The organism is Pedosphaera parvula Ellin514, from assembly GCF_000172555.1.
Classification (GTDB): Bacteria; Verrucomicrobiota; Verrucomicrobiia; order Limisphaerales; family Pedosphaeraceae; genus Pedosphaera.
Window position 1 is genome coordinate 24,582 of sequence record NZ_ABOX02000023.1, and the last position, 23,980, is coordinate 48,561.

At 52.9% G+C, this 23,980-nt stretch carries 22 protein-coding genes; 13 read left to right on the top strand and 9 right to left on the bottom strand.

The genetic code is table 11. The features are described from left to right. The first annotated feature begins 139 nt into the window (after positions 1-139). The 10 genes from coxB (at position 140) to CFLAV_RS17535 (ending at position 11,950) form a co-directional block, all read left to right on the top strand. On the top strand, positions 140-1,072 hold the full coding sequence (gene coxB, locus CFLAV_RS17495; RefSeq protein ID WP_007416114.1) for a cytochrome c oxidase subunit II: 933 nt from the start codon (positions 140-142) through the stop codon (positions 1,070-1,072). Then, entirely contained in the window at positions 1,069-3,306 is a 2,238-nt protein-coding gene (gene ctaD / locus CFLAV_RS17500) for a cytochrome c oxidase subunit I (protein ID WP_007416115.1), read from the top strand. The genes coxB and ctaD overlap by 4 nt, the downstream gene beginning before the upstream one ends. Then, positions 3,303-4,136 carry a cytochrome c oxidase assembly protein gene (locus CFLAV_RS34205; protein ID WP_007416116.1) on the top strand — a complete coding sequence of 278 codons (834 nt, stop codon included), beginning with the start codon at positions 3,303-3,305 and terminating at the stop codon, positions 4,134-4,136. Before ctaD ends, CFLAV_RS34205 begins: the two co-directional genes overlap by 4 nt. Positions 4,137-4,155: 19 nt before the next feature. Next, entirely contained in the window at positions 4,156-4,386 is a 231-nt protein-coding gene (locus CFLAV_RS34995) for a hypothetical protein (RefSeq protein WP_150107472.1), read from the top strand. Next, positions 4,370-4,906: a QcrA and Rieske domain-containing protein gene (locus tag CFLAV_RS17510; protein ID WP_007416118.1), complete on the top strand. Its 537-nt coding sequence runs from the start codon at positions 4,370-4,372 to the stop codon at positions 4,904-4,906. Before CFLAV_RS34995 ends, CFLAV_RS17510 begins: the two co-directional genes overlap by 17 nt. 13 nt (positions 4,907-4,919) lie before the next feature. Continuing rightward, complete coding sequence (locus CFLAV_RS17515; RefSeq protein ID WP_007416119.1) at positions 4,920-6,323, top strand: cytochrome b N-terminal domain-containing protein; 1,404 nt, start codon at positions 4,920-4,922, stop codon at positions 6,321-6,323. A 275-nt stretch (positions 6,324-6,598) separates the two neighbouring features. Next, positions 6,599-7,363, top strand: coding sequence for a cytochrome c3 family protein (locus CFLAV_RS37880; protein ID WP_083809003.1), 765 nt, complete (start codon positions 6,599-6,601; stop codon positions 7,361-7,363). A 32-nt stretch (positions 7,364-7,395) separates the two neighbouring features. After that, entirely contained in the window at positions 7,396-9,771 is a 2,376-nt protein-coding gene (locus CFLAV_RS17525; protein ID WP_007416123.1) for a c-type cytochrome domain-containing protein, read from the top strand. A 166-nt stretch (positions 9,772-9,937) separates the two neighbouring features. Continuing rightward, positions 9,938-10,795, top strand: coding sequence for a cupredoxin domain-containing protein (locus CFLAV_RS17530; protein WP_040549272.1), 858 nt, complete (start codon positions 9,938-9,940; stop codon positions 10,793-10,795). Between the two features lie 123 nt (positions 10,796-10,918). Next, positions 10,919-11,950 (top strand): glycosyl hydrolase, encoded by a 1,032-nt coding sequence (locus tag CFLAV_RS17535; protein WP_007416125.1) that lies wholly within the window; start codon positions 10,919-10,921, stop codon positions 11,948-11,950. Between the two features lie 309 nt (positions 11,951-12,259). Here the strand turns inward: CFLAV_RS17535 and CFLAV_RS17540 are convergent, their stop codons facing one another. Genes CFLAV_RS17540 through CFLAV_RS17555 form a run of 4 tightly spaced genes read right to left on the bottom strand, consistent with a single transcriptional unit; the run spans position 12,260 to position 16,181 of the window. Then, the gene (locus CFLAV_RS17540; RefSeq protein WP_007416126.1) at positions 12,260-13,075 is read right to left on the bottom strand and encodes a purine nucleoside phosphorylase YfiH/LACC1 family protein; all 816 of its coding nucleotides are present in this window, start codon (positions 13,073-13,075) and stop codon (positions 12,260-12,262) included. Positions 13,076-13,132: 57 nt separating this feature from the next. After that, on the bottom strand, positions 13,133-15,097 hold the full coding sequence (locus tag CFLAV_RS17545; RefSeq protein ID WP_050785831.1) for a lipase maturation factor family protein: 1,965 nt from the start codon (positions 15,095-15,097) through the stop codon (positions 13,133-13,135). A gap of 56 nt (positions 15,098-15,153) precedes the next feature. Next, entirely contained in the window at positions 15,154-15,606 is a 453-nt protein-coding gene (gene dtd / locus CFLAV_RS17550; protein WP_007416128.1) for a D-aminoacyl-tRNA deacylase, read from the bottom strand. A 44-nt stretch (positions 15,607-15,650) separates the two neighbouring features. Continuing rightward, positions 15,651-16,181, bottom strand: a complete 531-nt coding sequence (locus tag CFLAV_RS17555) for an inorganic diphosphatase (RefSeq protein ID WP_040549275.1) — start codon at positions 16,179-16,181, stop codon at positions 15,651-15,653. A 245-nt stretch (positions 16,182-16,426) separates the two neighbouring features. Between CFLAV_RS17555 and CFLAV_RS17560 the strand changes: the two genes are divergently transcribed. Continuing rightward, a complete protein-coding gene (locus tag CFLAV_RS17560; RefSeq protein ID WP_007416130.1) occupies positions 16,427-17,035 on the top strand; it encodes a Dps family protein in 609 nt (202 codons plus the stop codon). Between the two features lie 71 nt (positions 17,036-17,106). Here CFLAV_RS17560 and CFLAV_RS17565 read toward each other — a convergent pair whose 3' ends face one another. After that, positions 17,107-18,171 carry a S1C family serine protease gene (locus CFLAV_RS17565; protein WP_007416131.1) on the bottom strand — a complete coding sequence of 355 codons (1,065 nt, stop codon included), beginning with the start codon at positions 18,169-18,171 and terminating at the stop codon, positions 17,107-17,109. A 347-nt stretch (positions 18,172-18,518) separates the two neighbouring features. Here CFLAV_RS17565 and CFLAV_RS17570 point away from each other — a divergent pair, with 347 nt between their 5' ends. Beyond that, positions 18,519-19,118 carry a DUF3592 domain-containing protein gene (locus CFLAV_RS17570; RefSeq protein ID WP_007416132.1) on the top strand — a complete coding sequence of 200 codons (600 nt, stop codon included), beginning with the start codon at positions 18,519-18,521 and terminating at the stop codon, positions 19,116-19,118. An 87-nt stretch (positions 19,119-19,205) separates the two neighbouring features. Beyond that, complete coding sequence (locus CFLAV_RS17575) at positions 19,206-19,490, top strand: hypothetical protein (RefSeq protein WP_007416133.1); 285 nt, start codon at positions 19,206-19,208, stop codon at positions 19,488-19,490. On the opposite strand, the gene CFLAV_RS17580 is transcribed toward CFLAV_RS17575, so the two are convergent. The 4 genes from CFLAV_RS17580 to CFLAV_RS17595 form a co-directional block, all read right to left on the bottom strand. Continuing rightward, complete coding sequence (locus CFLAV_RS17580) at positions 19,491-20,756, bottom strand: MFS transporter (RefSeq protein WP_007416134.1); 1,266 nt, start codon at positions 20,754-20,756, stop codon at positions 19,491-19,493. Positions 20,757-20,870: 114 nt separating this feature from the next. Continuing rightward, on the bottom strand, positions 20,871-21,905 hold the full coding sequence (locus tag CFLAV_RS17585) for an aldo/keto reductase (protein WP_007416135.1): 1,035 nt from the start codon (positions 21,903-21,905) through the stop codon (positions 20,871-20,873). Between the two features lie 19 nt (positions 21,906-21,924). Beyond that, positions 21,925-22,887 carry an NADPH:quinone reductase gene (locus tag CFLAV_RS17590; protein WP_007416136.1) on the bottom strand — a complete coding sequence of 321 codons (963 nt, stop codon included), beginning with the start codon at positions 22,885-22,887 and terminating at the stop codon, positions 21,925-21,927. A gap of 21 nt (positions 22,888-22,908) precedes the next feature. Next, complete coding sequence (locus CFLAV_RS17595) at positions 22,909-23,898, bottom strand: aldo/keto reductase (protein WP_007416137.1); 990 nt, start codon at positions 23,896-23,898, stop codon at positions 22,909-22,911. Positions 23,899-23,980: the final 82 nt, after the last annotated feature.

Consider the following 23,980-nt stretch of genomic DNA (forward strand, 5'->3'; position numbering starts at 1 on the left):
CTTCCCCGGTTTTCTCGGTTCATCACCCCATTGAAGGACAAGGGACCCGGACTAATGTGCAATAATAGCGTGCCTCCGGTGGCACTCTATTCGAACAAGGACATCCGTTCTCGAACAAGGCTGGGGTTTTCCCCAATCTATGGAAAAAACCAGTATATTTCATCCAAATTCCCCGTTCGCGCGGTCCACCGTGGACCTCCTGAACGTGACGTTCGTCATAAGTGCAGTCATCATGACTCTGGTGTGTGGACTGGTTGCCTATTGCATCTGGCGCTTTCGAGGCCGCCCGGAACATCCGGAACCACATCAACTTCGGGGCCATAAAACGTTGGAGATTGTTTGGACTGTCATTCCTTTTCTGCTGCTGGTCTACCTGCTGATACTCACAGTCCGATCAATGTATGCATCCGATCCCCCCAGGCACAACAGAGATCCCGATATTATCGTAACTGGACACCAGTTTTGGTGGGAAGCGAGGTATCCAAAGTCCGGTGTGGTGACAGCAAATGAAATTCATATCCCCACGGGCCAACCCCTGTTGCTTCGCCTCGAGTCAGCCGATGTCATCCATGATTTCTGGGTAGGGCAACTGGGGCGGAAAATGGACGTGATGCCCGACTACGCGAATTTCATCTGGATTCAGGCCAACCAGCCCAGGGATTACTATGGAGTCTGCGCAGAATTCTGCGGGGTTCAACATGCCTGGATGCGGATTCGGGTAACCGCTCAATCTCCCGAGGAGTTTGCCGACTGGGAACGGCAACAGCTGCAACCTGCTCCCACTCCTGCAGGTGCATCGGCTCAAAGGGGCGCCGAACTGTTTAGGCAAATAACCTGCATTAACTGCCACGCCATTCGTGGTCTGCCGGGCGAACCCCACGCCGGACCAGATCTCACCCATGTCGCCACTCGTCAAACCCTGGGTGCAGGCGTGGTTGAGAACACGCCGGAACATTTGGCGCAGTGGCTCAAAAATCCGCAAAAACTCAAACCGGGCAATCTCATGCCAAACATGTTGCTCACCGACGCACAGGTGCAGGATATGGTGAGTTATTTCCAGACACTAAAATGAGTGAAACAACTTCCAACGCCATTCCGCTCCCCCAACCCGCTTCAGTCAAGGAAACGGGCTGGCTTTATGGATGGATTACCACAGTCGATCACAAACGCATTGGCATTCTCTATCTGTTTACTGCCCTCGTCTTTTTCGCCATAGCCGGCATCATGGCCCTGCTCATGCGTCTGCAACTGGCCTTCCCAAACAACACTCTCATCCATCCGGCTGCTTATAATCAGCTGTTTACCATGCATGGCACAACCATGGTATTCCTGGTCGGAATGCCCATGCTCATCGGGTTCGCCAATTATTTTGTCCCGCTGATGATCGGCGCACGCGACATGGCATTTCCACGACTGAACGCCATGACGTTGTGGATGCTGGTATTCGGAGGCATCCTGCTCTACTTCAGCTACGCAACGGGCGATCCTCCTGCCGTCGGCTGGTTCAGCTATGCGCCCCTGAGTGAAAAATCTTTCTCCTCCGGCCCCGGGGTGAACTACTGGATTGCATCTCTACTCATTCTGGGCACCAGCTCGATCGCTGCCGGCGTTAATTTGATCGCAACGGTTTTGTCGCTCCGCGTTCGAGGAATGACCATGCGCAAACTGCCGCTCTTTGTCTGGATGTCCTTCATCACCGCAGTCCTCATCATTTTTGCGCTCCCTGCACTCAATGTGGCCATCGTGATGCTGTTGATTGATCGGCAACTGAATTCCTTTTTTTTCAGCCCGCTCCGCGGCGGCGCATCCATCCTGTGGCAGCACTTCTTTTGGGCCTTCGGTCATCCGGAGGTCTACATCCTCGCGCTGCCCGCTTTTGGAATGATTTCGGAAGTGCTGCCGGTATTCTCCCGCAAGCCGATCTTTGGTTACGAATTCGTTGCAACTTCGGGCGTCATCATCGCCCTGCTGAGCTACGGAGTCTGGGCTCATCATATGTTCGCTTCCGGGTTGGGGCACGCTGCTGAAATCTTTTTTGGAGCTGCAAGCATGCTCATCGCCATCCCGACGGGAGTAAAGGTTTTCAACTGGATAGCCACCATGTGGGGCGGCTCGCTGCGTTTCACCACTTCCATGCTGTTTGCCATAGGCTTTCTCGTCAATTTCACCCTTGGCGGACTCAGCGGCGTCACGTTCACCGCTGTTCCGGCCAACTGGCAAACAACGGACACCTATTATGTCGTTGCGCATTTCCATTATGTGTTGATCGGCGGCACAGTCTTCGGGACCTTCGCCGGCCTGTACTACTGGTTCCCCAAAATGAGTGGCCGCATGCTCTCCGAGCGCCTCGGCAAATGGCATTTTTGGCTGACAATGATCTCCTTCAATTTGACTTTCTTTGTGCAACACATCCTTGGCCTCATCGGCATGCCGCGTCGCGTGTACACTTATCCAGATCTCCCTTATTACGCCTCTTTGAACCTCATTTCCACCGCGGGAGCGGTGCTCTCCGCAGTCGCAGTGCTGGTCCTGCTCTGGAATATTTTCCGGAGCCTGCGCCATGGCGAACCTGCGGGGGACAATCCTTGGAGGGCTTTTACATTGGAATGGATCACCACCTCTCCTCCGGCAGAACACAACTTTGAACGCGTGCCGCCTGTGCACAGCCGCCGGCCGGTATGGGACCTGATGCATCCGGAAAATCCAGACCCGCCCATCTCCGGCGTGGTCAACCAGGATAGCCCTTATCTGGAAAAGAACTTTGTCGGCATGTGGAGCTTCATTCTTTCTGAAGCGACTTTCTTCGCCCTCCTGATTTCAGGTTACATCTATTATAATGCCTATTGGCACAGCACTGGGCCTGATGCAGCGGCCCATCTCAACCGCAATCTTGCAACCGTATTCACTCTGTTCCTCCTGGCCAGCAGCCTCACGTTCTGGCTCGCGGAGAAGAACCTGCATCGCGGCAATCACCATAGCTTTCGCTTCTGGTTGGTCATCACAATACTGCTCGGCCTGGTTTTTATCGTGGGACAAGGCCATGAATACTTCGATCTGTTCCGTCGCGGCGTTACCATCGATACGACCCTCTTCGCCAGTTCGTTTTTCACCCTGACCGGTTTTCACGGGTTGCATGTCTGCGTCGGCTTGATTGGCTTGCTGATCGTACTCTGGCTGGCATTCAAAGGTGATTTCAAATCGGGACGAATCGAGGCGGTGAGAACCATTGGCTTTTACTGGCACTTTGTCGACGTGGTTTGGATCTTTGTCTTTACAACCGTTTATCTCGTCGGACCACATCTATGACAACAACACAATTTCTATCCTCAAGCTGGAACGTGATCCCCGCAGCCTTGACATTGTGCGTTCTCCTACTGGCCGCCGGCATGGGAAGACAGATTTCTTCAGCACGTCATAAGCTCTGGCTGGCATTGGCCGCCGCTCTCTTTGCAGTGGCGATGTTCTCTCCCCTCAACGCCCTAGCCAGGGGATATCTATTCAGTGCACATATGGCTCAGCACCTCTTACTGCTTCTAATCATCCCTGCCCTGTTCTGTCTCAGTTTGCCAGTCCAATCCGCTCAACACTCAACGCGGAATGAAAAATGTCCTGAACCCAATATCTCTGTGAAGAGCCTTGTAATCTCCTGGCTCGCGGGAGTAGGCGCCATGTGGCTCTGGCACATCCCTGCCTTCTGCAACGCAGCAGCCACAAATGACTGGATTCGACGTTTGCAAACCATTTCCCTCCTGATCATGGGGGGAATGTTCTGGTGGCCTGTTCTCCGCCCCGGCACTTCCCGGCGGATTGCACCACTTGCCGGTGTGGCCTATTTGTTCATGGCCTGCATGGCCTGCACGCTCCTCGGAATTTACATCACCTTTTCCCCGGTGCCTGTCTGTTCGGCTTATCATCACCCTGTCGATCGACTCGGCATCCTCCCCTTGATCCGGCAGCAGTGGGGTCTCACCCCTTCTGTGGATCAACAGGTGGGTGGCTTGTTGATGTGGGTTCCATCCTGCTTGATTTACCTCGTCGGTATTATCGGGCAACTCGCCCGCTGGTACGGCAATAATGAACCCGCAGAAGCCCCGTTCGTCCCCAGCCCGCAAGCAGGAGGGGCCGGAACCTCATAACCCGTTTCGAAAACAATTTATGGCCAACAATACCGTTCATCTACCCGCTACACCGCCCCCGGATTGGGATGTCGCACGACCGGAAAGACCGCCCGGGCCATCTCTGGCTCCTGCGGCCCTGTCACTCGCATCCACTTTTCTGATTTGGGGCCTGATCAGTTCACCCATCATCAGTGGCATCGGAGCGATTCTGTTCGCAGTATCGCTGGCAGCATGGATCAAAAGTATTCGCCATGAAAGAAACTCATAATCAAGGGCCTCCCCATCCACAATCGCCCGCCACCCCGGAGGAACTTTCAAGACGGGCGTTTTTCCGGGACATAAGCCTCGTTCTTGGCGGCTGCATCACCTTGGGATTGGCCGCCCCTCTGGTTGGTTTTATCTTCAGTCCGCTGACTCGCCACGAGCCGAAAGTCTGGCGCTCTGTCGGGAAGGTTGATTCTTTCAAAATCGGTGAGACAGTGGATGTGCGCTATGATGATGCTTCGCCGGAACCATGGGCGGGCGTCACAGCGCGCACAGCAGCATGGTTGCGACGGGAGAGCGAGAACACCTTCGTTGCCTTCTCGATTAATTGCACTCATCTGGGATGTCCGGTTCGATGGCTGCCTGCGGCAAGACTGTTTATGTGTCCCTGCCATGGCGGCGTGTTCTATGAAAACGGGGACGTGGCCGCAGGGCCGCCTGAGCGTCCTCTCACCCGCTATCCCGTTCGGGTGCTGAATGGTGAGGTACAGATAGAAACCGCTCCCATCCCGATTGTTAGCTGACGCAGGAATTGTCATGATCAGAAGAAAGCTCAAGCAGACTTGGGAGTGGCTCGACGATCGCGTGGGGTTCACGGAAACATTCGGCCCGATGATCACACATCTGGTGCCGCGTGGAGCACGGTGGTGGTACGTTTTCGGCAGTGCGACTCTGTTCGCTTTCATGATTCAGGTTATCTCCGGCGTCGCCCTCGCCTTCTCCTATATTCCCTCCACCGCACACGCCTATGAGACCTTGCAGTTCATCACAAACCAGGCACCATTCGGCAATTTCCTTCGCGCTCTCCATTACTACGGAGCCTCCGCAATGGTGCTGATGGTTGGACTCCACATGGCTCAGGTGTTCCTGTTTGGAGCCTACAAATACCCTCGAGAGATGACCTGGGTTACCGGCGTGATGATGTTGGGATTTGTCCTGATCATGGGTTTTACGGGACAACTTTTGCGCTGGGATCAAACCGGCGTTTGGTCAGTAATTGTCGCTGCGGAACAGGTTGGACGAACGCCTTTGATCGGTGACTGGCTGGCACGATTTACCCTGGGTGGCGACACCGTGGGCGGAGCCACGCTAAGCCGCTTTTTTGCCATACATGTTTTCATCATGCCGGCAATGGTCTTTGCCTTCGTCGGCATTCACTTGCTTGGGGTTTTGCGACACGGCATTTCTCCACCGCCGAAACCTGGTCAGTTTCTTTCCCGCAAGACATACCATCAGGAGTATGCAGATTATCTCAAGAAGGATGGAGTGCCGTTCTGGCCTGATTCGGCCTGGCGCGATGTGGTTTTTGGAGCAGCCATGGCAGCTGTCATCGTGATCCTGGCGTTGGCATTCGGCCCGCCGGAGCTGGGCAAACAGCCCGATCCAAGTCTGGTTGAAGCATATCCAAGGCCGGACTGGTATCTGCTCTGGTATTTTGCTGTGCTGGCACTTCTGCCCAAAGGAACGGAAACCTGGTTCATGGTCTTTGGCCCCATGCTGGCAGGATTTTGGCTGATTGTCCTCCCATTCATCTCAAAGAGGGGTGAACGCAGCCCGCGTCGGCGCCCCTGGGCGTGGGCGGCCGTGCTCATGGTTGTTATAATGATCGCGACTTTTTGGAGGGCGGGCATAAAATCCAATTGGTCACCCAATTTCAATATCGAACCCCTGTCGGAAAAAGTCGTTGGAGCTGCGAGCGGTCCGATTGCTGCAGGCGCACACCTGTTTTACTCCAAAGGCTGCTTGAACTGCCATCTGATCGAAAATTACGGTGGACGACGCGGTCCGGACCTCACCAACATCGGCAGCCAACGTACGAAGGAACAACTCATCCTTACCATCCTGGGTGGACGAGGAAATATGCCTGCCTATGCAAGCAATATCACGCCTGAAGAAATGAAGGAATTAACGACCTTCCTCGAGTCTCGCAAGCAACGCTGATGGCCGTCGCTCGCCCGCCATGTTGGTCAGTTTAACTGGATTTTTAATCCCCACAATCATTCCTTTTCGGAGGGTCCTTCCGTCACTGGGAATAGCTCCATTGAGATTAAGTCTCAACATTATTATCGACTTTAAGATTTGCCTGCTTATTTTTTTTGGGAACATTTATTCCGGTTCATCACTCTTAGCCACAAAATGATGTACTGGATGTGTTTTAGAGTGCTTAACGCCGGAGGCCTGTCGTGAAGTCGTGGAAATGGTTCGCCGGATACCTCATGTCTCTCGGCATCGGGTCTCTGGTTCTGCTCCTCAATTCCTGTTCCACCACCGATCGAACCATCGTTGCTCCCCCTCAAATCGAGGGTGCCACTTTCGTCGGTGATAAAGCCTGCCTCGAATGCCACGCCAACATCAGCCACGCCTTCCCCGCCAGCCCTCATGCACGGCTGCGTCTCGAGAAAGCTGGTATGCCCGGTGTTCAAGGCTGCGAATCCTGCCATGGCCCCGCCAGCAAACATGTCGCCGTCGGTGGCGGGCGCGGCAGATTCATCATCAATCCCGGCAAAGACCCTCAATCCTGTTTCCAATGCCACCTCGAAACCGAGGCCGCCTTTCATCTTCCCCAACATCATCCCCTCATCGAAGGGAAAATGAACTGTGTCCAATGCCACGACCCGCACGGTTTGGACATCATGAAACCAAAACATGGTCTCGCCATGTCACGCCTGAATGAGACCTGCTCCCAGTGTCATCGCGAACAAACGCGTCCCTTCGTATTCGAACACGAAGCGCTTCGGGAAGGCTGCATCGTCTGCCACAGTCCCCACGGCTCCATCAACGCCAAGATGCTAATCCAGCGCGATTCAAATCTTTGTCTCAAATGCCACGCACAAATCCAGGGTCCCGGCGCTGGCGGCACCGGGCATATCTTCATTGGCAAGGAAGATCACACCGACCATCTCCGCTACGGCACCTGCTGGACTGCCGGCTGCCACACCGCCATCCATGGCTCAAACATTAACCCTCACATGTTCTATTGAAGCAGTGAGCCGTACCATTTTCCAGAAGCGCCATGACTTACCCACTCTCATCCCGGTCCGGTCCGGCTCTATTTTTGCTCCTATTAACTCTAAGTATCGCCGCAACTGCTGCCGAGGCGGATCTTTCCAAACTGCCTCCGCCCGCCACCAACCACATTGACTTCTCGCGCGATATCCAACCCATCTTCAATCAGTCATGCCTCCGTTGTCATGGGCCGGAAAAACCGAAAAGTCATTTCCGCCTCGATAATCGTGACTCGGCCATCAAAGGTGGGGAAAATGGCGTGGACATCCTCCCCGGTAACAGCGCCAAAAGTCCACTCGTCCAATTCGTCGCCGGGCTGCCGGAGGAGATGCAAATGCCTCCCGCCGGCAAAGGCAATCCCTTGACTCCCGGTCAAATCGCCCTGCTCCGCGCCTGGATTGATCAGGGCGCAATGTGGAGTTCCACCGCCCCCACCAATACTCTCGCCTTCACCTTTTCCCCCACCCTGCGTTTCATCACTGTGAATGGAAACGAGCAGCAGTTCCGGGAACATTACTGGCAACGCGAAGGTTGGAACGGTGGTGTGGAACAATTCGAACTGACGGAGCAAGTCAAACCCGACACCAAGGTCATGACTTTGGGTCATGTCCTGCAGGACGATTACAGACTGGAATTGTCCGTGCAAAAGGATGAAGTCGGTTTCGTGCACACGGGCTGGGAACAATATCGCAAATACTATTCTGATACGGGCGGCTTCTATCCCACTTTCACTCCCCAGGTGTTTAGCCTCGACCGCGACCTGCACCTCGATATCGGACGTGCCTGGATTGACTTCGGACTCACCCTGCCCAACTGGCCGCAAATGGTTTTAGGCTACGAATACCAATATAAAAACGGCAATAAATCCACTCTCGAATGGGGCGACATCGTGCAAGGCGGAATCGATCGCAAAATTGCTCCCGCCAGCCAGTACCAGAACGAACGAACCCACATCATCAAATTCGATTTAAGTTACGATATTCAGGGTATCCAGCTTGAGGATAATTTCCGTGGCGAGTTCTACTCTTTGCGCACCCATGATACCAATGTCATTTTTTTCCCGGCCGTCAGCACCTTCCAGGGTGAAAGCGTCAGCGAAGGTTACCATCATTTCCAGGGCGCCAACACACTCCATGCTGAAAAACAGTTCAATGATTGGCTGTTCGGCTCGGCCGGCTACCTCTACAGCCACCTGAACGCTGATGCCTCCTTCAGCGTTGACACGATCAATCTCTCCGGCATTGCTCTCCCGCAACACCGCTGGCGCGGTCCTGACATCACCCTCGAACGTGAATCGCAGGTCTTCAACTTAAGCACGCTCCTCGGCCCATGGGATGGTCTGACTCTCTCGGCTGGCGTCCAAAACGAATACACCCGCCAAAAAGGTTTCGGTAACGACAATTTTGATGAAATTTTTGGCGCCAACTTCTTCTTTCCTGTCCCCGTCACCACCACTTCCGATTTGGATACGGCGTTGGTCGAGGAAAATATTGGCGTGCGTTATACAAAAATTCCTTTCACCGCGCTGTTCGCCGATGCCCGGTTGCGCCAGGAAAGCATCGGCCAGTTTGAAGAGGAGAAAGGGGGCGACCAGGAATTCTTACGGAAAACGGACTTTTCGAGCCAGCTTTATGACATTCGCACCGGCTTCAATACTTCTCCCTGGCCGTGGGTCTCTTTCACCGCGCAATTTCGCCGCTACGACGATAACAGCCACTATAATAACACGCTGGATCAACAGCCCATCGGCTTCCCGGGCATTGGCTATTCGGCCTTCATCCGCGCACGTGATCTTCTCACGGATGAAGTGGAAACCAAAATCGCCCTGCGCGTCACCAGTTGGTTTAGGACCACACTTTCCTATCGGATGCTCTCGTCTGATTATCATACCACCACCGATCCCGTCCCCTTTGGCATCTCTCCGGGCGGCACTTTGCTGGCGGGACACTCCGATGACCACATCTACAGCCTGGGCGCCACTGTCACCCCTTTTCAACGGCTTTATCTTTCTGGGACTTTCTCCTACCAAAACTCCAGCACCGTCACCGCCAACAACGGCGACCCCTCGATTGTCCCCTATCGCGGCGATATCTACAGCGTTCTTGCCAATGCCACCTATGTGCTGAGTCAGGCTACCGACATATTTGCGACTTACTCCTTTTCCTACGCCGATTATGCTCAAAATAATTTTGTCGCCGGCCTGCCCGTAGGCATCCGCTACCAGCAACACGTCATTCAAGGCGGTTTATTGCGCCGCTTCGGTAAAAATCTCTCGGCCAAACTCCAATACGCCTATTTCCTCTACGACGAACCCACGAGCGGCACCTTCAATAATTATAACGCTCAAGGCATTTTCGCGACGCTCACCTACAGGTTTCAATAAAAAGTTCATTAACTTGGGAACAAAACTGAAGTAATCGCCTCCTAATCTCAAGTGGTTGCTGTTTAAGGGTTATTTGTTTGCAACATCTGCAAATCAGGATACCCTGAAAATCGAGCGATCATCTTAAATGCGTACTGATAATCGAACACCTAACCTGAAAGCTAAGATGAGAATTCAAAATCAGTTCCCCTTCAAAATCCCGTTGGCCGCTCTTCTCCTGGCGCTTTTAATTCTTTCCCAAAACTCGGCTTCGGCTGCCACCACAAACGTGGCTTTCGGCGGAGCCACCCTCACCTTCAGACCTGCTGTCATCACCATCAACGTCGGCGATACCATCGTCTTTTCCAATGCCGGCGGTTCACACACCGTAACCGGCACCGGCACCGACCCTTTCTGCGGCAGCGGCGGCGTCACCACCTCCTGCTCGCATACCTTCAACACCGTCGGTTCATTCGGTTATCAATGCATACCTCATGCGGGGGTAGGCATGGTCGGCACGGTCAACGTGGTTGCTGCTTCTGTTCCACCCACAATCAGCCTGACCGCCCCGGCCTCCGGGGCCGTTTATGCCGCCCCAGCCAATGTGAAGTTCACTACTACAGTCACTGCCGGCACCGGTTCAGTCACCAATGTGCAATATTTTGCAAACGTCACTAATTCCCTGGGCTCCACCCCCTCTTCCCCTTTCAACTTTACCGCGTCCAACCTGGCAGCCGGAATTTATTCTCTCACCGGCAAGGCGCAAAACAGCGTCGGCCTGGCAACTACCTCTTCTCCGGTTTCAATTACCGTGGTCAGTCCCGTCGCGATTTCCAACTTCCTCGCCCAAGTCACGAATGGTCAGTTTACCTTTGAGCACACTGCCAACCCCGGTCTCAAATACGTGGTGGAAAAATCCGCCGACCTGACCGCCTGGTCACCGACTGTTACCAACACCGCCAGCAGCAACAGCGTGCATGTAAGCGACGCTTTCCAGGTTGGAACGCTGCGCTTCTACCGGGTCGGCCGCCTGCCAAATCCCTAAAAGATTCTGGTTTGCTGAGAAGCTCATACTCATAAAAACATCGCGTCAGCCATCCCCAAGAATAAATATTGGGCTCACATCGTCCATCCGATACACTTGGTAGCAGAAGCTCCCAATTATCTGATGAAACGCATTTGTTCGCTCTTTCTATTTCTCGCTCTCACCGCTACCGCCATGGCGTCGGCATCCGCCGATCCCGCCAATCCGAACGCCAACGCCAAAGCGCGTGCAATTCTCAGCTATTTCCAAAGCCTCGCCTCTGCTCGGACCAATCGCATCCTCTCCGGCCAGTTCACTGATGCCGGCCCGAGAGCAAGCCTCAAACTGCTTGAGAACATCCAGAGCCAAACCGGCCACTGGCCCGCGCTCATGGGCGCTGATTACGCCAACTATGGACGAGGCAGCCTTACCTCCAAGGAACCAAATCAGGCAGCCATCGATTACTGGAAACAAGGCGGTCTCGTCACCATCAGTGCACACCTATACAATCCCGCCAACACCAATGGCGGCGGCCTGCGGGATAAGGGTGTTGACCTGAACACCCTTCTCGATCCCAATTCAGACACTCACAAACGTTGGATGAACGAACTCGACACCATTGCCACCGGCCTGCAACAACTCAAAGACGCCGGCGTTGTCGTCCTCTGGCGCCCTTTCCACGAAATGAATGGCGGTTGGTTCTGGTGGGGTGATAAAGACCCCGAAACTTTCAAGAAAGTCTGGCAACACATGTTCCACTACTTCACCACCACCAAAAAGCTCGACAACCTCCTCTGGGTCTACAGCCCCAACCACGGCAAAAATACGGCCGCCTATTATGCTGGTGACAACTACGTCGATCTCGTCGGCCTCGATGCCTATACCGACTTCGTCGATAAACAACACATCCACGGTTACGATGAAGTGGCTGAGTTGCCCAAGCCCTTCGGCTTCACCGAATACGGCCCGCATGGTTCGGAGAAGCCGCCCGGCGATTACGATTATCGCCGCTTCATCGCCGGCGTGGAAAAAGACTTCCCGAAAACCTGCTTCTTCATGTGCTGGAATTGGAAATGGAGTCTCGCCATGAATAATAACACCAAGGAACTTCTTGATAACCCCGCGATCGCCAATCGCGAAAACATTCCGGCTCAACTCACAGGAACTGGCAAGTAACACCCTCTCAAAATCTGAGTGAATTCGGGAAAGCTTTGGCAGGAAAGGTCATTCAACCAACTTGGGAATGGCTTTCGTCAAACCCGTCATGCTTGCCCACCTTTTACACCCGCCACTCGGGACAAACCAGTGACCTCTTAAGGCCCGTATGGGCCGGCATGTTGATAGCATCAAAACCCAAAAAGAAACCCCGCTTCGGCCCGCGATTTTAAACAGTTCAAGGCAGACAATCCGAAGCGGAACCCGCCAGCGCAATCCAGCTCATCCGCCGCATTATCCTTGCCAATATTTACTTACTTCACCCAGGCATCACAACTTTACGATCGCCGATGGAAACCTGCCCGTCTTCGGCTTTTCGGCCCAATGTGAAAAAAACTGTTCCCGATGACAGGCTGTGCAAAGACGCGAATTGAAAACATTCTCCTTCAGAATTCCCGCATCATACAGTTGATCCTCCAGTGCGCTCCCAAGATCAACCGCCGTCAAACCATACTCGCACTTTCCCAAATATTTCTCCCACCCCGGTAATCCAGCCTGCTCGGCATTCGCCATCCGATAGCAACAATGTCCAATCGTCGGCCCTATTGCCGCCACAATATTTTCCGCGGAAGCCGGCACGAAATCAAAGATCGCCTTGATGGTCTCGCCCACAACATTGGCAACGACTCCCCGCCACCCAGCGTGCGCCAACCCAATGACTCCAAACTGCTTCTCGTAAAAGAAAATGGGACTGCAATCCGCCGTGCTCAGAAAAAGAATCACCTCTCGCTCCTTCGTGATTACCGCATCGGCACCTGTCAGAGTGTAAAACTTTGAGGTAACCATCTCCCTGTCCCGGACGGTCACCACTTTATTGCTGTGCGCAAAACTGGGAACCACCAGCGGTGCATTCGGAAATCCAAGCGCTTCCCGCACCTTCTGCTGGTTCATTGCCACGTGCTCCCTCACATCATTCGTGGCGAAGACAGTATTCAACGAATCAAAAGGTGCCAGGCTCACCCCGCCGTGACGCGTAAAAGTCCCGTAACGAAACATTTCTTCGTACGGCTTGAACAAATCAAATTGCAACGCCTTTAAACCACCCGGCGTTTTATAAGTCTGCGAGTTGCCAGCCATCCCTGACATCTAAGTCGAAATTGGAGCAACAAACAATCCCTGACATTTGCCATGGGCAGAGCGTCTTTATTTCAATGAAATTTCCGGCAGGTATTCGCCCTTATATTCCCGCTTCCACCAGTTGCCGCTCTCCCGCCGTTCCTTGAAGTTCGTGAAGTGATACTCATACACCGCCGCTCGGAGATAACGCGGCGGCCTTTGTGGAAACGGATTTCTGTCCATTAGCTTCAACACGCTCGGCTCTCCTTGCAGCAACCGAATACAGAAGTTTACAAACCAGGGATTCTCCTGGTACGCGCTCAATGCCGCAAACCACATCTGCCAATCCAACCTCGGCTGATGCGGCGCAACAAACTTTGGCCTTCGCTTCAATTCTCCCGGTTTATATTTAAATTCATAATCCTTCCACATCTGCCCATCATCACTTCCCTGCACGATGATTTCGAAGCGGGGATTCGTCATCACCGCGAACAATCCATAGCTGTTCACGCTACGAAACGGGCTGATCCATTCGTAAAGAGCAAGATCCCACGCTGGCCATGCACGCCATCCCAACAGGCCAAACACTTGCGGCACACTCACAAGCAGGACAACCGCCGCCACTGGCACCAGAATCCATTTGGACCAATTGAGCCTGGCTGCGCCGGGTTGTTGTAGCGGCCCCCGTGGCACCGTGATTTCCGGCAAGGTTTTGTGCTTCTCAGAATCCTCTGTCTCCTGGATTTCAATCACATCCTCCATTAAACACTTTCTTCTAAATCTGGCCGGAACCAGCCTCCTCAGTGCGGCGTCATCCAACAACAGCAATGAAAGCGCAATCGCCAAAAAATTGAAAAAGCAGTAATTCCCTGTCAAGAAGATGAAGGTCTGCAACGCAATAAAACTCCAGCACGCGAAAAACCGAACCCGCCTCGGTCCAAAAATACAGAATGGCACTACCAGCTCGATAAAGAACATCAGCACAGTGGAGAGTTTTTGGAAACCAGCCGGTGCCTGATGTGCATACCATCCGATCCACGTCGGCAGCGGCTGCGTCTCGTAATGCACATTGAGTGCCGTCAAATGTCGCCACATGAGATCGCCGCTGGCCAGCTTCACCACGCCGGATTCAAACATCAGTCGGAACAAGAGCCACCAAAGTAGCCAGCGAGCAATTCTGGATGGTGGCTCTAGGTTTCCAGTTCTAAGCCTTAACTGCAATGGTGAGAGGAAGATCGCCAGGAAGCCCGTCTCCAACAATAAAACATCCCATTGAAAACCCAGGAACTCCTGACAAACAACACTCAGGGAAAGGTAAATCAACCAAAGTAAAAAAAGACACGGTGCGGGAGCGAAACCAATAATTAAAACTACCGACAACGCCGCTCCAACCCAGCAAAGTCCCTGCAAAAATCCATCGCTTGCACTGACCCAACTCAGCGTGGGCACCAAATGATATCTCTCCCATCCAATCTGTCCTTGAGCCACCTGCTCGTGAACCGCTTCCATCATGTTCTTCGCAGGCAGTATGCCGTGGCTGCCAACGAGTCCGAGTATCTGCGTTCCCAAGGACACAAACGCGCTCAGGTAAATGATTCCTACTAATCGAAGGAATAATGCTCGCGAGAAAACAAAAGACGGCAGTGCTCCCTCCTGCCCCCAGAGCAGTCGTGTGAGAACCGAGGCCGCAGTCCTATGCTTCGCAACGAGGTGGTAAAGGAACTCCGTCACGGGCGCAAAACCGGGCGCGTGCTGGTAAAGCCAATAAGTCCACCTCCACGATCGGCTGTAAGTCAACGAACGGAATACTGCCTCAGCTCCGCTATGGACAGTTCCATCAGTCTCAATGAACTGAACTGCCGTATCAAACTGCTCGCGGGGAATTTCTGGAAACTGCCCGGCCACCTTCGGATTTTGCGAATCGATATAATCCACCCGGCCAGCGGTGGTTTGCTGCCAACGGGTGACCCAGAATTTGCAGAAATTGCATTCCCCGTCATAGATCATCAGCGGTTTTCCCGGAGGCGACGCCACTTTGTCCGCTCGTTTCACACTCAGAACCTATTCTCTTCCCTCTCCCTTGCCAATGATTCCCAGGCTTCTTTGTTCTATTCCCTGTTCTTACTATCAACGATGATGGTAACCGGCCCATCATTCGTCAGGCTCACTTTCATGTCGGCTCCAAACTCCCCCGTTTGAACAGGCTTTCCAAAATCGGCCGTAAGCCGCCCAATAAATTGTTCGTATAACGGAATCGCAATCTCCGGTTTGGCAGATCGACTGTAGGAAGGGCGATTTCCTTTCTTCGTGCTCGCAAAAAGTGTGAACTGGCTGATGAGCAAAATCTCTCCCTGACTTTCCTGCACCGAAAGATTCATCACTCCATTCGCATCGTCAAAGATTCGCAAACGCACTAGCTTCCCGCTCAGCCATTCGATGTCCTCAGCCGTGTCCGCTTCCTCCACTGCCAGAAGGACCAACAATCCTTTGGCAATGTCGCCTTTCACATTTCCTTCAATGACAACTTTGGCTTCCGAAACTCGTTGAATGACTGCTCGCATACCAACGAGGTTGGCCAACTTTCGCGATTTTGGAAAGCCCGGACCTAACCACTCATCTGCGACTTGATCAGCCTTTGTGCCGCACGCGAACCGGATCGTTTCAGCGGCATGAACTTCTTGCTTCCTTCCATCTCGGTATAGGAAATGAAGAAGTGCTCAATCTCATCAACAACCCGCGCGTTCAGGTCTGTCAGTTCCTCCACGTCGGCATAAGTCGGTTGCTTGTCGAAAACTGCAATAAACCGGTCATTGCGCACAATTTTTCCGCTCAACTCCTTCTGTTTCGCTTCGATTACGCCAATCAATCGCGTCCGCACAATGCAACCGCAAAACGTCGACTCCTCCATCAGCACCAACACATCCAGTGGATCTCCATCCTCGCCCTTGGTGGACGGAATAAATCCAAAGTCATGAGGAAAAACCATTCCCGTTGCCAGGGATTTGTCCAATGCAAACAATCCGATGTCGGGCATAAACTTGTATTTATTACGCACGCCCTTGGATGTTTCGATTATGGTGTTTAGCTTTCCGGTCTCCTTATCAAACGCAGGCAGTTGTAAAAATGGTGAATTCATTATTTCCTCAATTTCAAAATACCACATTCCTGCCTGCCAGAGGGTTTTATCTCAGGGACAAATCGCTTTTAAAATTTGCGACGCTGGCGGGCACGAGGTAATTTTGGATGTTAAGAACCTAACCACTAATCGTAGGCAGGCATCAACAACTGATATATTGTGATACGATCCTTCCACGGCTCAAGCTGTGACGGACTCCATGCTTTTGTCGTTTCCAATAATCGGATCGGAAAGTTTTCAACACTATGAAATCAAAAAGATTCAGCTCGCTTCGCGCCGCCTCACCCCGCTTTGACCGGGCACAGCCAAAACTCCATCAGCGAGCGAAGGAAATTCAGCCATTTGATGCTGTCATAGCAGAACTGCCCATCGGCCTGTCCGTCAAAGTGCGGGAGGAAATGGTAGGCGAACTGAACCAAATCCTTTCCGACACCATCACCCTTCGGGACCTTTATAAAAAGTCACATTGGCAGGTCAGTGGCCCAACCTTTTATCAACTCCACCTGCTCTTCGATAAGCACTATTCAGAGCAAACCGAGTTGGTGGATGAGATTGCCGAACGCATCATGCTCCTGGGCGGCATCAGTGTGGCCATGGCTCACGATGTGGCTGAAACCACAAACATTCCCCGCCCTCCAACTGGCCGCGAAGAAGTTCCCGTCGAAATCTCCCGACTGCTGGAGGCGCACGAAATTGTGATCAAGGAGACGCGTTCCGCCGCTCATCGCGCTGCCGATATCGAAGATGACGGCACCAATGACCTCCTGGTTAGCGACGTTCTGCGCACGAACGAACTTCAAGTCTGGTTCCTTTCAGAACACCTTGTAAGCATGCCGCTCACCAAGGCAAAATAAATCCCAACAAAATAAAAGGGGGTGCTGTTTCAAGCACCCCCTTCACAGGTTCACTAATACGTCTGGTGAACTCAATCAGCTTTCCACTGCGACTCACCTGGCACAATTTCGAGCGACAATTTCTCGGTGTGACGGATCGCCGTTATCGGCGTCTGCGTGCCAATCCGCGCGTATGTGAGCAATTTGTGGAGTGCATCGATGCTCTCCACCGGTTGTCCCGCGAACTCCACCAGGATATCCCCTTCCTGTAATCCAGCTTTTTGAGCCGGACTGCCAGGCTCAACGGAAACCACGAGCAAACCGCTCTCCACCGGCAAACCATGAAATCGTATCACCCGCCGATGAATCTTTACATTCTGCCCGCCGACTCCGATATAGCTCCGCCGTATCTTGCCATCTTTGATCAACCAGCCCGCCACATACTTCGCAGTATCGATCGCAATCGCAAAACAGATTCCCTGCGCTGGCAAAATCACCGCGCTGTTCACCCCGATCACTTCGCCCCGGGAGTTAACGAGTGGCCCGCCGGAATTGCCCGGATTCAGGGCCGCATCAGTTTGCAGGATATCATCCATCAATCGTCCCGAGCTGGCGCGCAATGACCTGCCCAGCGCACTCACCACACCCGCCGTTACCGTGTATTGAAACCCATATGGATTGCCGATCGCGATGGCGAGCTGGCCAACTTTCAAGTTTTTGGATTCGCCAAGTTTAGCCACCGCGAGATTCGGCGCATAAATCCGCAATACCGCCAGATCCGTCTCCGGATCTTCGCCGATTAAATGCGCATCCGGGCGACGTCCATCATCCAGCGTCACCTCGATCTTGTCCGCGCCGTGAACCACATGGCTGTTTGTCAGCACCAGTCCATCCGGGCTGATAATGAATCCCGACCCGCTGCCGGCGCGCACCTCACCGCGCCCCGGAACCCGCTTGTGCACTTCAATGTTTACCACCGAATGGCTCACCTGCTCAGCCGCGTGGACCACCGCCTGGGAATAGCTGTCCAGCAACTGATCGTCGTTTGGTTGTAAAGTTGGGGTTGCTCCTGTGATTATCGGTGTCTCCGCACTATTGGAGACTCCTTCGATGATCACCTTTTCCGGTTCCTGATCATCTAAATTGTAGGTTCTCATTCTCTCTGCCTTTCCTCCCGAAACCCAGAAAGTTCCGGGATATTTAATGGCTTAGAGTAATGCCAATTTGCTGGAGGTCAAATGAGCACCGAAACCACGTCTTTGCACTCACTTGCAGTCGGTTGAGGGAGGCGGTTTTTCTTTTCCATTTCCTCCACAGTTCTGGCTTGTTACTACCATTGTTTTTCTTCAAGGTATCACGTGGAAAAGGAATCCATGAGCTACCTGATTCAAGACCAGTTCATCCCTTCACCGACGCCCGTCTGTGAAGGTTCCGTTGATTGCTCAGTTTTATCGGCAACCAGGACTAATTCCTTAACAAGGATAAGCAAAGATTTTTATTTAGCATGCCTATTCTTATTCTCGTAGTCTTTGTCCTCGTAATCCTCGTCTTCAGCCTTGGAATCTGGGTCGGATTAATCGTCGGTCTTTCCAAAGCCATGCGCAAGACTCCGGCTCGATCGCAGAAGACCAACCTGGCAATTCGCGGTTGGTTTTTGAGTGGAATGGGTCTCCTTTTCTTTTTGGCTGCCATTTTCATCGCCGCATATTCCTGGAACTTTCTCCATCATGCCCTGCCTGCTCAGGGGCTGGTTGTCGGCTTCAAGGAAAGGCAAGACAAAGAGCATAACTCGGTCTCGTATGCATCAGTATTTGCTTTTCAGGATGGCCGCGGTGTCACTCACACCAATAGGGTGTTTTCATCGTATACCTCCCGACCTGGCTATCAGCTCGGAGAAATTGTTCCAGTGCTTTATAACCAGTTAAACCCTGCCCAGGCGAAGATCAATTCCTTCATGGAGATTTGGGGTACATCCGCAATCCTCGGAGGGCTTGGCCTGATGTTGATGATTGTTGCGGCAGGCATGTTGCTATGGCCTCGCTTTGTAAATCGTTTTAAGAATGTGTCCGTATCGCCGACCGCAGCGAAAAGCCAGTCCAAATAAATCAGCGCCCCTTGGGATAACTCCTGATTTGTTAAACACTGTTAACGATTTGATTTTGTTACTAACCTAACCTTTTACTTATCCCCCATGAAAGACCTTACAAATCCCAATTGGATCAAGTTTAAAGGCATCCTTTTTCTCCTGGTTGGTCTCCTCTCGGCAACGTTGTTGATCCTGGAACATCCGTCGTTAAGGATCTGCACTTTGCTCGCCATTTCCATCTGGTGTTTCTGTCGCTTCTATTATTTCGCCTTCTACGTCATTGAACGCTACGTAGACCCAGGCTACCGCTTCTCCGGACTGTGGTCCTTTGCTCTTTATTTAACTCAAAGGAAACGCAAGGAAGGAACTTCTCTCCCGGGCGAAAAATGATTATCCCTCCATAAGCACAGGTTCTGCTGCCACTTCCTTTTTCACCGGAGCTTTCAAAAACCTGGCTAGATAAATGCAACCATAGGCGCAGGCGATGGAAATAAATCCATTGATTGGAAAATGAGTCACTGGACTGGTTGGAGTTTTCTGCTGAACAATGTAACCACCCAAAAATGCTGTCACTCCCATGCTGAGTTGCTGCACCGCGGAGTTGATACTCATGAATCCTCCGCGATATCGCGCTTCAACCGCTCCCGTCATCATGGCCATGGCCGGCACCATCCGGGCCGACATGCAAACCATCAACAACGTGGAAGTGGCGACCGCTGCCACCACCGGTACACGCGGCAGATTGGTAACCAGCAGGATTGGCACGGCTGTGGTCAACGAGGTAATGGTAAACACCCTCAACTTTCCCGCGCGGTCCGCCCACCGTCCCACCCAGTTCATGCTATACAAGGTGCACAATCCTCCGCACAAATAAATCAATGGCAATTGGGTTTCAGTAAGCCCCACATTCGACACCATATAAGTGCTGATGTAAGGAAAAACGGCGAATCCTGCGCAGGTAAGCGCAGCCATGAATAGAAAAGCTTTCTGATGATCGGGATGCATCATTACCGTCAACGTCCTCGCGAATGGATGTTGATCCTGGTGATGTGCCAAATGTCCGCGCAACGGCGGCGTAATCCAGGCAGCGATGATCAGAATGATGAAGCTCAACACCGTCAACGCATAGAAGGGTACGTGCCAGTTATAATGACTCGCGAGCAACAACCCCAACGGTACGCCCACGATTGACGACACGGAAAATGCGGACATGACCATGCCCATCGCTGCTCCACGACGCTCCATAGGAATCACATCACCCACAATCGCGAGGATAACGGCTCCAACCACGCCACCGAAAGCCCCCGCAAAAAACCGCGACGCCACCAGCAACTGATAATTATAAGCCATGGCACAAAACAGCGTCCCCACGCCAAATCCAAGGTAGAGCCATAACAGCGCTCTCTTCCGGTCAAATCGATCCAAAAAGAATCCCGCCGCGAGTCCCGCAACGCCTGCGCTGATCCCATAGGAGGAAACAATTAGCCCAAATTGCTTCGGGTCTATGCTGAACACCCGCATATACTGCGGCCCAAGTGGCATGATGATTAAGAAATCTAAAATGGTTGTGAACTGGATTGCGGCGAGGGTTAGCAGCAGCAAACGCTCGCGTGCGAGGGTCCAGTGACTTCCACCCGGTTGATTTTCTTTGCTCATTTTTGTTACATCCTACTCAAACCGGTAATTCTAAGTTGAATCGAAGCCCTCGCAAGCTCATTCAGGAATCCTGCAACTAAAGAGGTATGCGGCAGTTTAATAATGTGTTGGAAATCAGGCCCGGTGATTGTGAATTTGCCCCAGCGTGCCGCCATGTAGAAAATCGCTGACCGCTTGTCGGGTCAGGAAATCATGAGGATATCCCAGCTCAATCCTGCTCACATCGTCCAGTTTCTTCATGATATTATCCGGCAGAATGAAATCCAGGCAGGCCAGGTTGTCCTTGACTTGCGAAACTTTCCGCGCGCCAATAATCGGGATGGTATTATAACGCTGCCTCACCCAGTTGATCGCCACCTGCGCCGGTGACCGGTTAATTTCATCGGCGATCTCCTGAACCGCTTTGGCAATGGACAGATTCCGCTCGTCCAGCTTGGTAAAATTCGCCTTGTCCAGGCGCTTCTCTTCGCCGTTACCCGATTTCTTGGTGTACTTCCCTGACAATAACCCACTCGCCAACGGCGACCAGGCAGTCACGCCAATATCCAAGGCCTTCGCCATCGGCAACAGCTCACGCTCAGGCGTTCTCTCGATAAGGCTATACTCAATCTGCAATCCCACGAAGGGTGTCCAACCTCTCAATGTCGCCAGCGTGTTCGCTTGCGATATCAACCACGCCGGCATGTTGGAAACTCCGGCGTAAAGAATTTTTCCCGCACGCACGAGATCATCCATTGCCCGCATGACTTCCTCCACCGGTGTCAGCGAATCCCAGGCATGCAGCCAATACACATCCACATAATCTGTCCCGAGACGCTTGAGACTGCCCTCAAGTGCGCGCACCATATTCTTGCGATGATTCCCTCCAGCATTGGGATCACCCGGGTTGCTGTTAAACGAATATTTCGTTCCGATGACAAAACGATCACGTTGCGCCCCGACAAATTCTCCCACCATACGCTCGCTGCTCCCATTAGTGTAGCCATCCGCGGTATCGATGAAATTCCCTCCGGCTGCGACATATAAATCGAAAATCGCTCGACTCTCATCCTTCGAGGAACCCCACCCCCACTCCTCACCAAAAGTCATGGTCCCAAGACAAATCTCAGAAACTCGCAGCCCACTTTTGCCAAACAATTTGTAATTCATAGCTCTGTTTCCTTGACGGTTATGGAATTAAAACAATTTTCCCAAACGAACCAGGCTCCATCACCAGCTTGTGGCCCAAGGCAGCCTCAGCGAGGGGTAACTCCTTTCGAACAACCGGTCGCAACGCGCCATTCTCCAATCCCGCTTCCAATGCCAGGTGAATTCCCGCCAGATCCTTCGGCGACACGCTATTCAGAAACACTCCAATGATTGCCGCGTCCCGGCTCATCATATCACGCGGATTCACCTCCACCGGCCCGCGACTGCCAATCACCGCTACGCGTCCCCCCTTCGCCAGCAGGGTGAGATCCTTCCCCAAATTTGCATGGGCCGCCATTTCGAGAATGAGATCGACACCCCGCCCTCCGGTTAAATCCAGAATCTGTTTCAGATACTCGGGCGCGCGATGGTCCAAAACATGATGCGCTCCCTGCTCCTTCACCAACTTGCGTCCTTCCTCAGTACCACCTGTACCAATGATGATAAATCCAGCAGCCTTGGCCAATTGCACCGCCGCAATACCAACTCCACCCGTTGCTCCATGCACCAGCACTGTTTCACCCGCAACTCCTTGCGCTTTTTGAAACAACGCACGATAAGCCGTTGCATAAGGCACGTTCACCGCCGCTCCTTGTGAATAGGTTACTTTCTCGGGCAAACGATGCACCTGCGTCGGTTCGCACAAGACATACTCCGCATAAGTCCCGGTGATGCTGTCGCCTACGTACACCCGATCCCCGATCTTCACGTTGCCAACTCCCGCACCAACTCCTTCAACCACTCCGGCAGCGTCCTTCCCCGGCGTATAAGGTAGGTTCGGCTTGGCGGCATACGCACCCGAGCGAACATATGTGTCCACGGGATTTATCCCCGCAGCATGCACTTTCACGAGAACTGTTCCCGAACCAATCTCTGGTTTGGGAACGTCCTCCAGCTTCAAAACCTCAGGACCGCCGAATTGGTGAACTCGAATTGCCTTCATGATTACCTTCTGAATTCTGCATTAGCGATTTACCGACCCCATGGCATACTCGGGATATCGCATTCCTGCCGCCGCGTCCTTGGGCGCCACCTCATCGATGCGCGCCAAATCGTCTTTGGTAAGTTTCACTTTCAGCGCCCCGACGTTTTCCTCAAGATATTTCCGCTGTTTCGTTCCTGGAATCGGAACAACATCTTCTCCTTGAGCCAAAACCCAGGCGAGTGCCAATTGCGCGGGCGTGCATCCCTTTTCTTTGGCCATTTGTGCGATGCGTGCCACCAGGTCCAGGTTGCGTTGGAAATTCTCTCCTTGGAACCGCGGCGAATTGCGCCGGTAATCATCTGCGGGTAGATCCTCAAAAGTTTTGAAACGCCCCGTGAGAAATCCCCGTCCCAGTGGACTATACGCAACGAATCCGACTCCCAACTCCCGGCAAACGTCCAGAATACCATCCTCAGGATCGCGGGTCCAAAGTGAATACTCGGTTTGCAGTGCACTAATTGGATGAACTTTGTGCGCGCGACGAACTGTGTCCTCCCCAGCCTCCGATAAGCCTATAAATCTTACCTTGCCTTCCTTCACCAACTGCGCCATCGCCCCCACCGTTTCTTCTATCGGCGTTTCCGGATCGACGCGGTGCTGGTAATAGAGATCGATAACATCCGTCTTCAAACGCTTCAGGCTTCCCTCGCACGATCTTTTGACGTAATCCGGCTTGCCGCTGACGCCGCGTACGCTGGGATTATTCGGATCGCGCAAAATTCCAAACTTCGTCGCAATCACCACCTTGTCGCGTCGTCCCTGGATGGCTTCTCCCACCAACTCCTCGTTCTTGTACGGGCCATACATGTCCGCCGTATCTAAAAGGGTAATTCCCAGTTCCAACGCCCGATCAATCGTCGCGAGAGACTCCTTGTCATCCCTGCCACCGTAAAAATCCGACATGCCCATGCATCCCAGCCCGATGGCTGAGACAACCAATCCCTGCCTGCCAAGTTTTCGTTGTTCCATATCGCCTTTAGTCCCTGCACCCGCTTGCTTGAGTCGCAGGAGAATTTTTAATTTGTCAGGTGATCAGAAATCGAAAGCGATG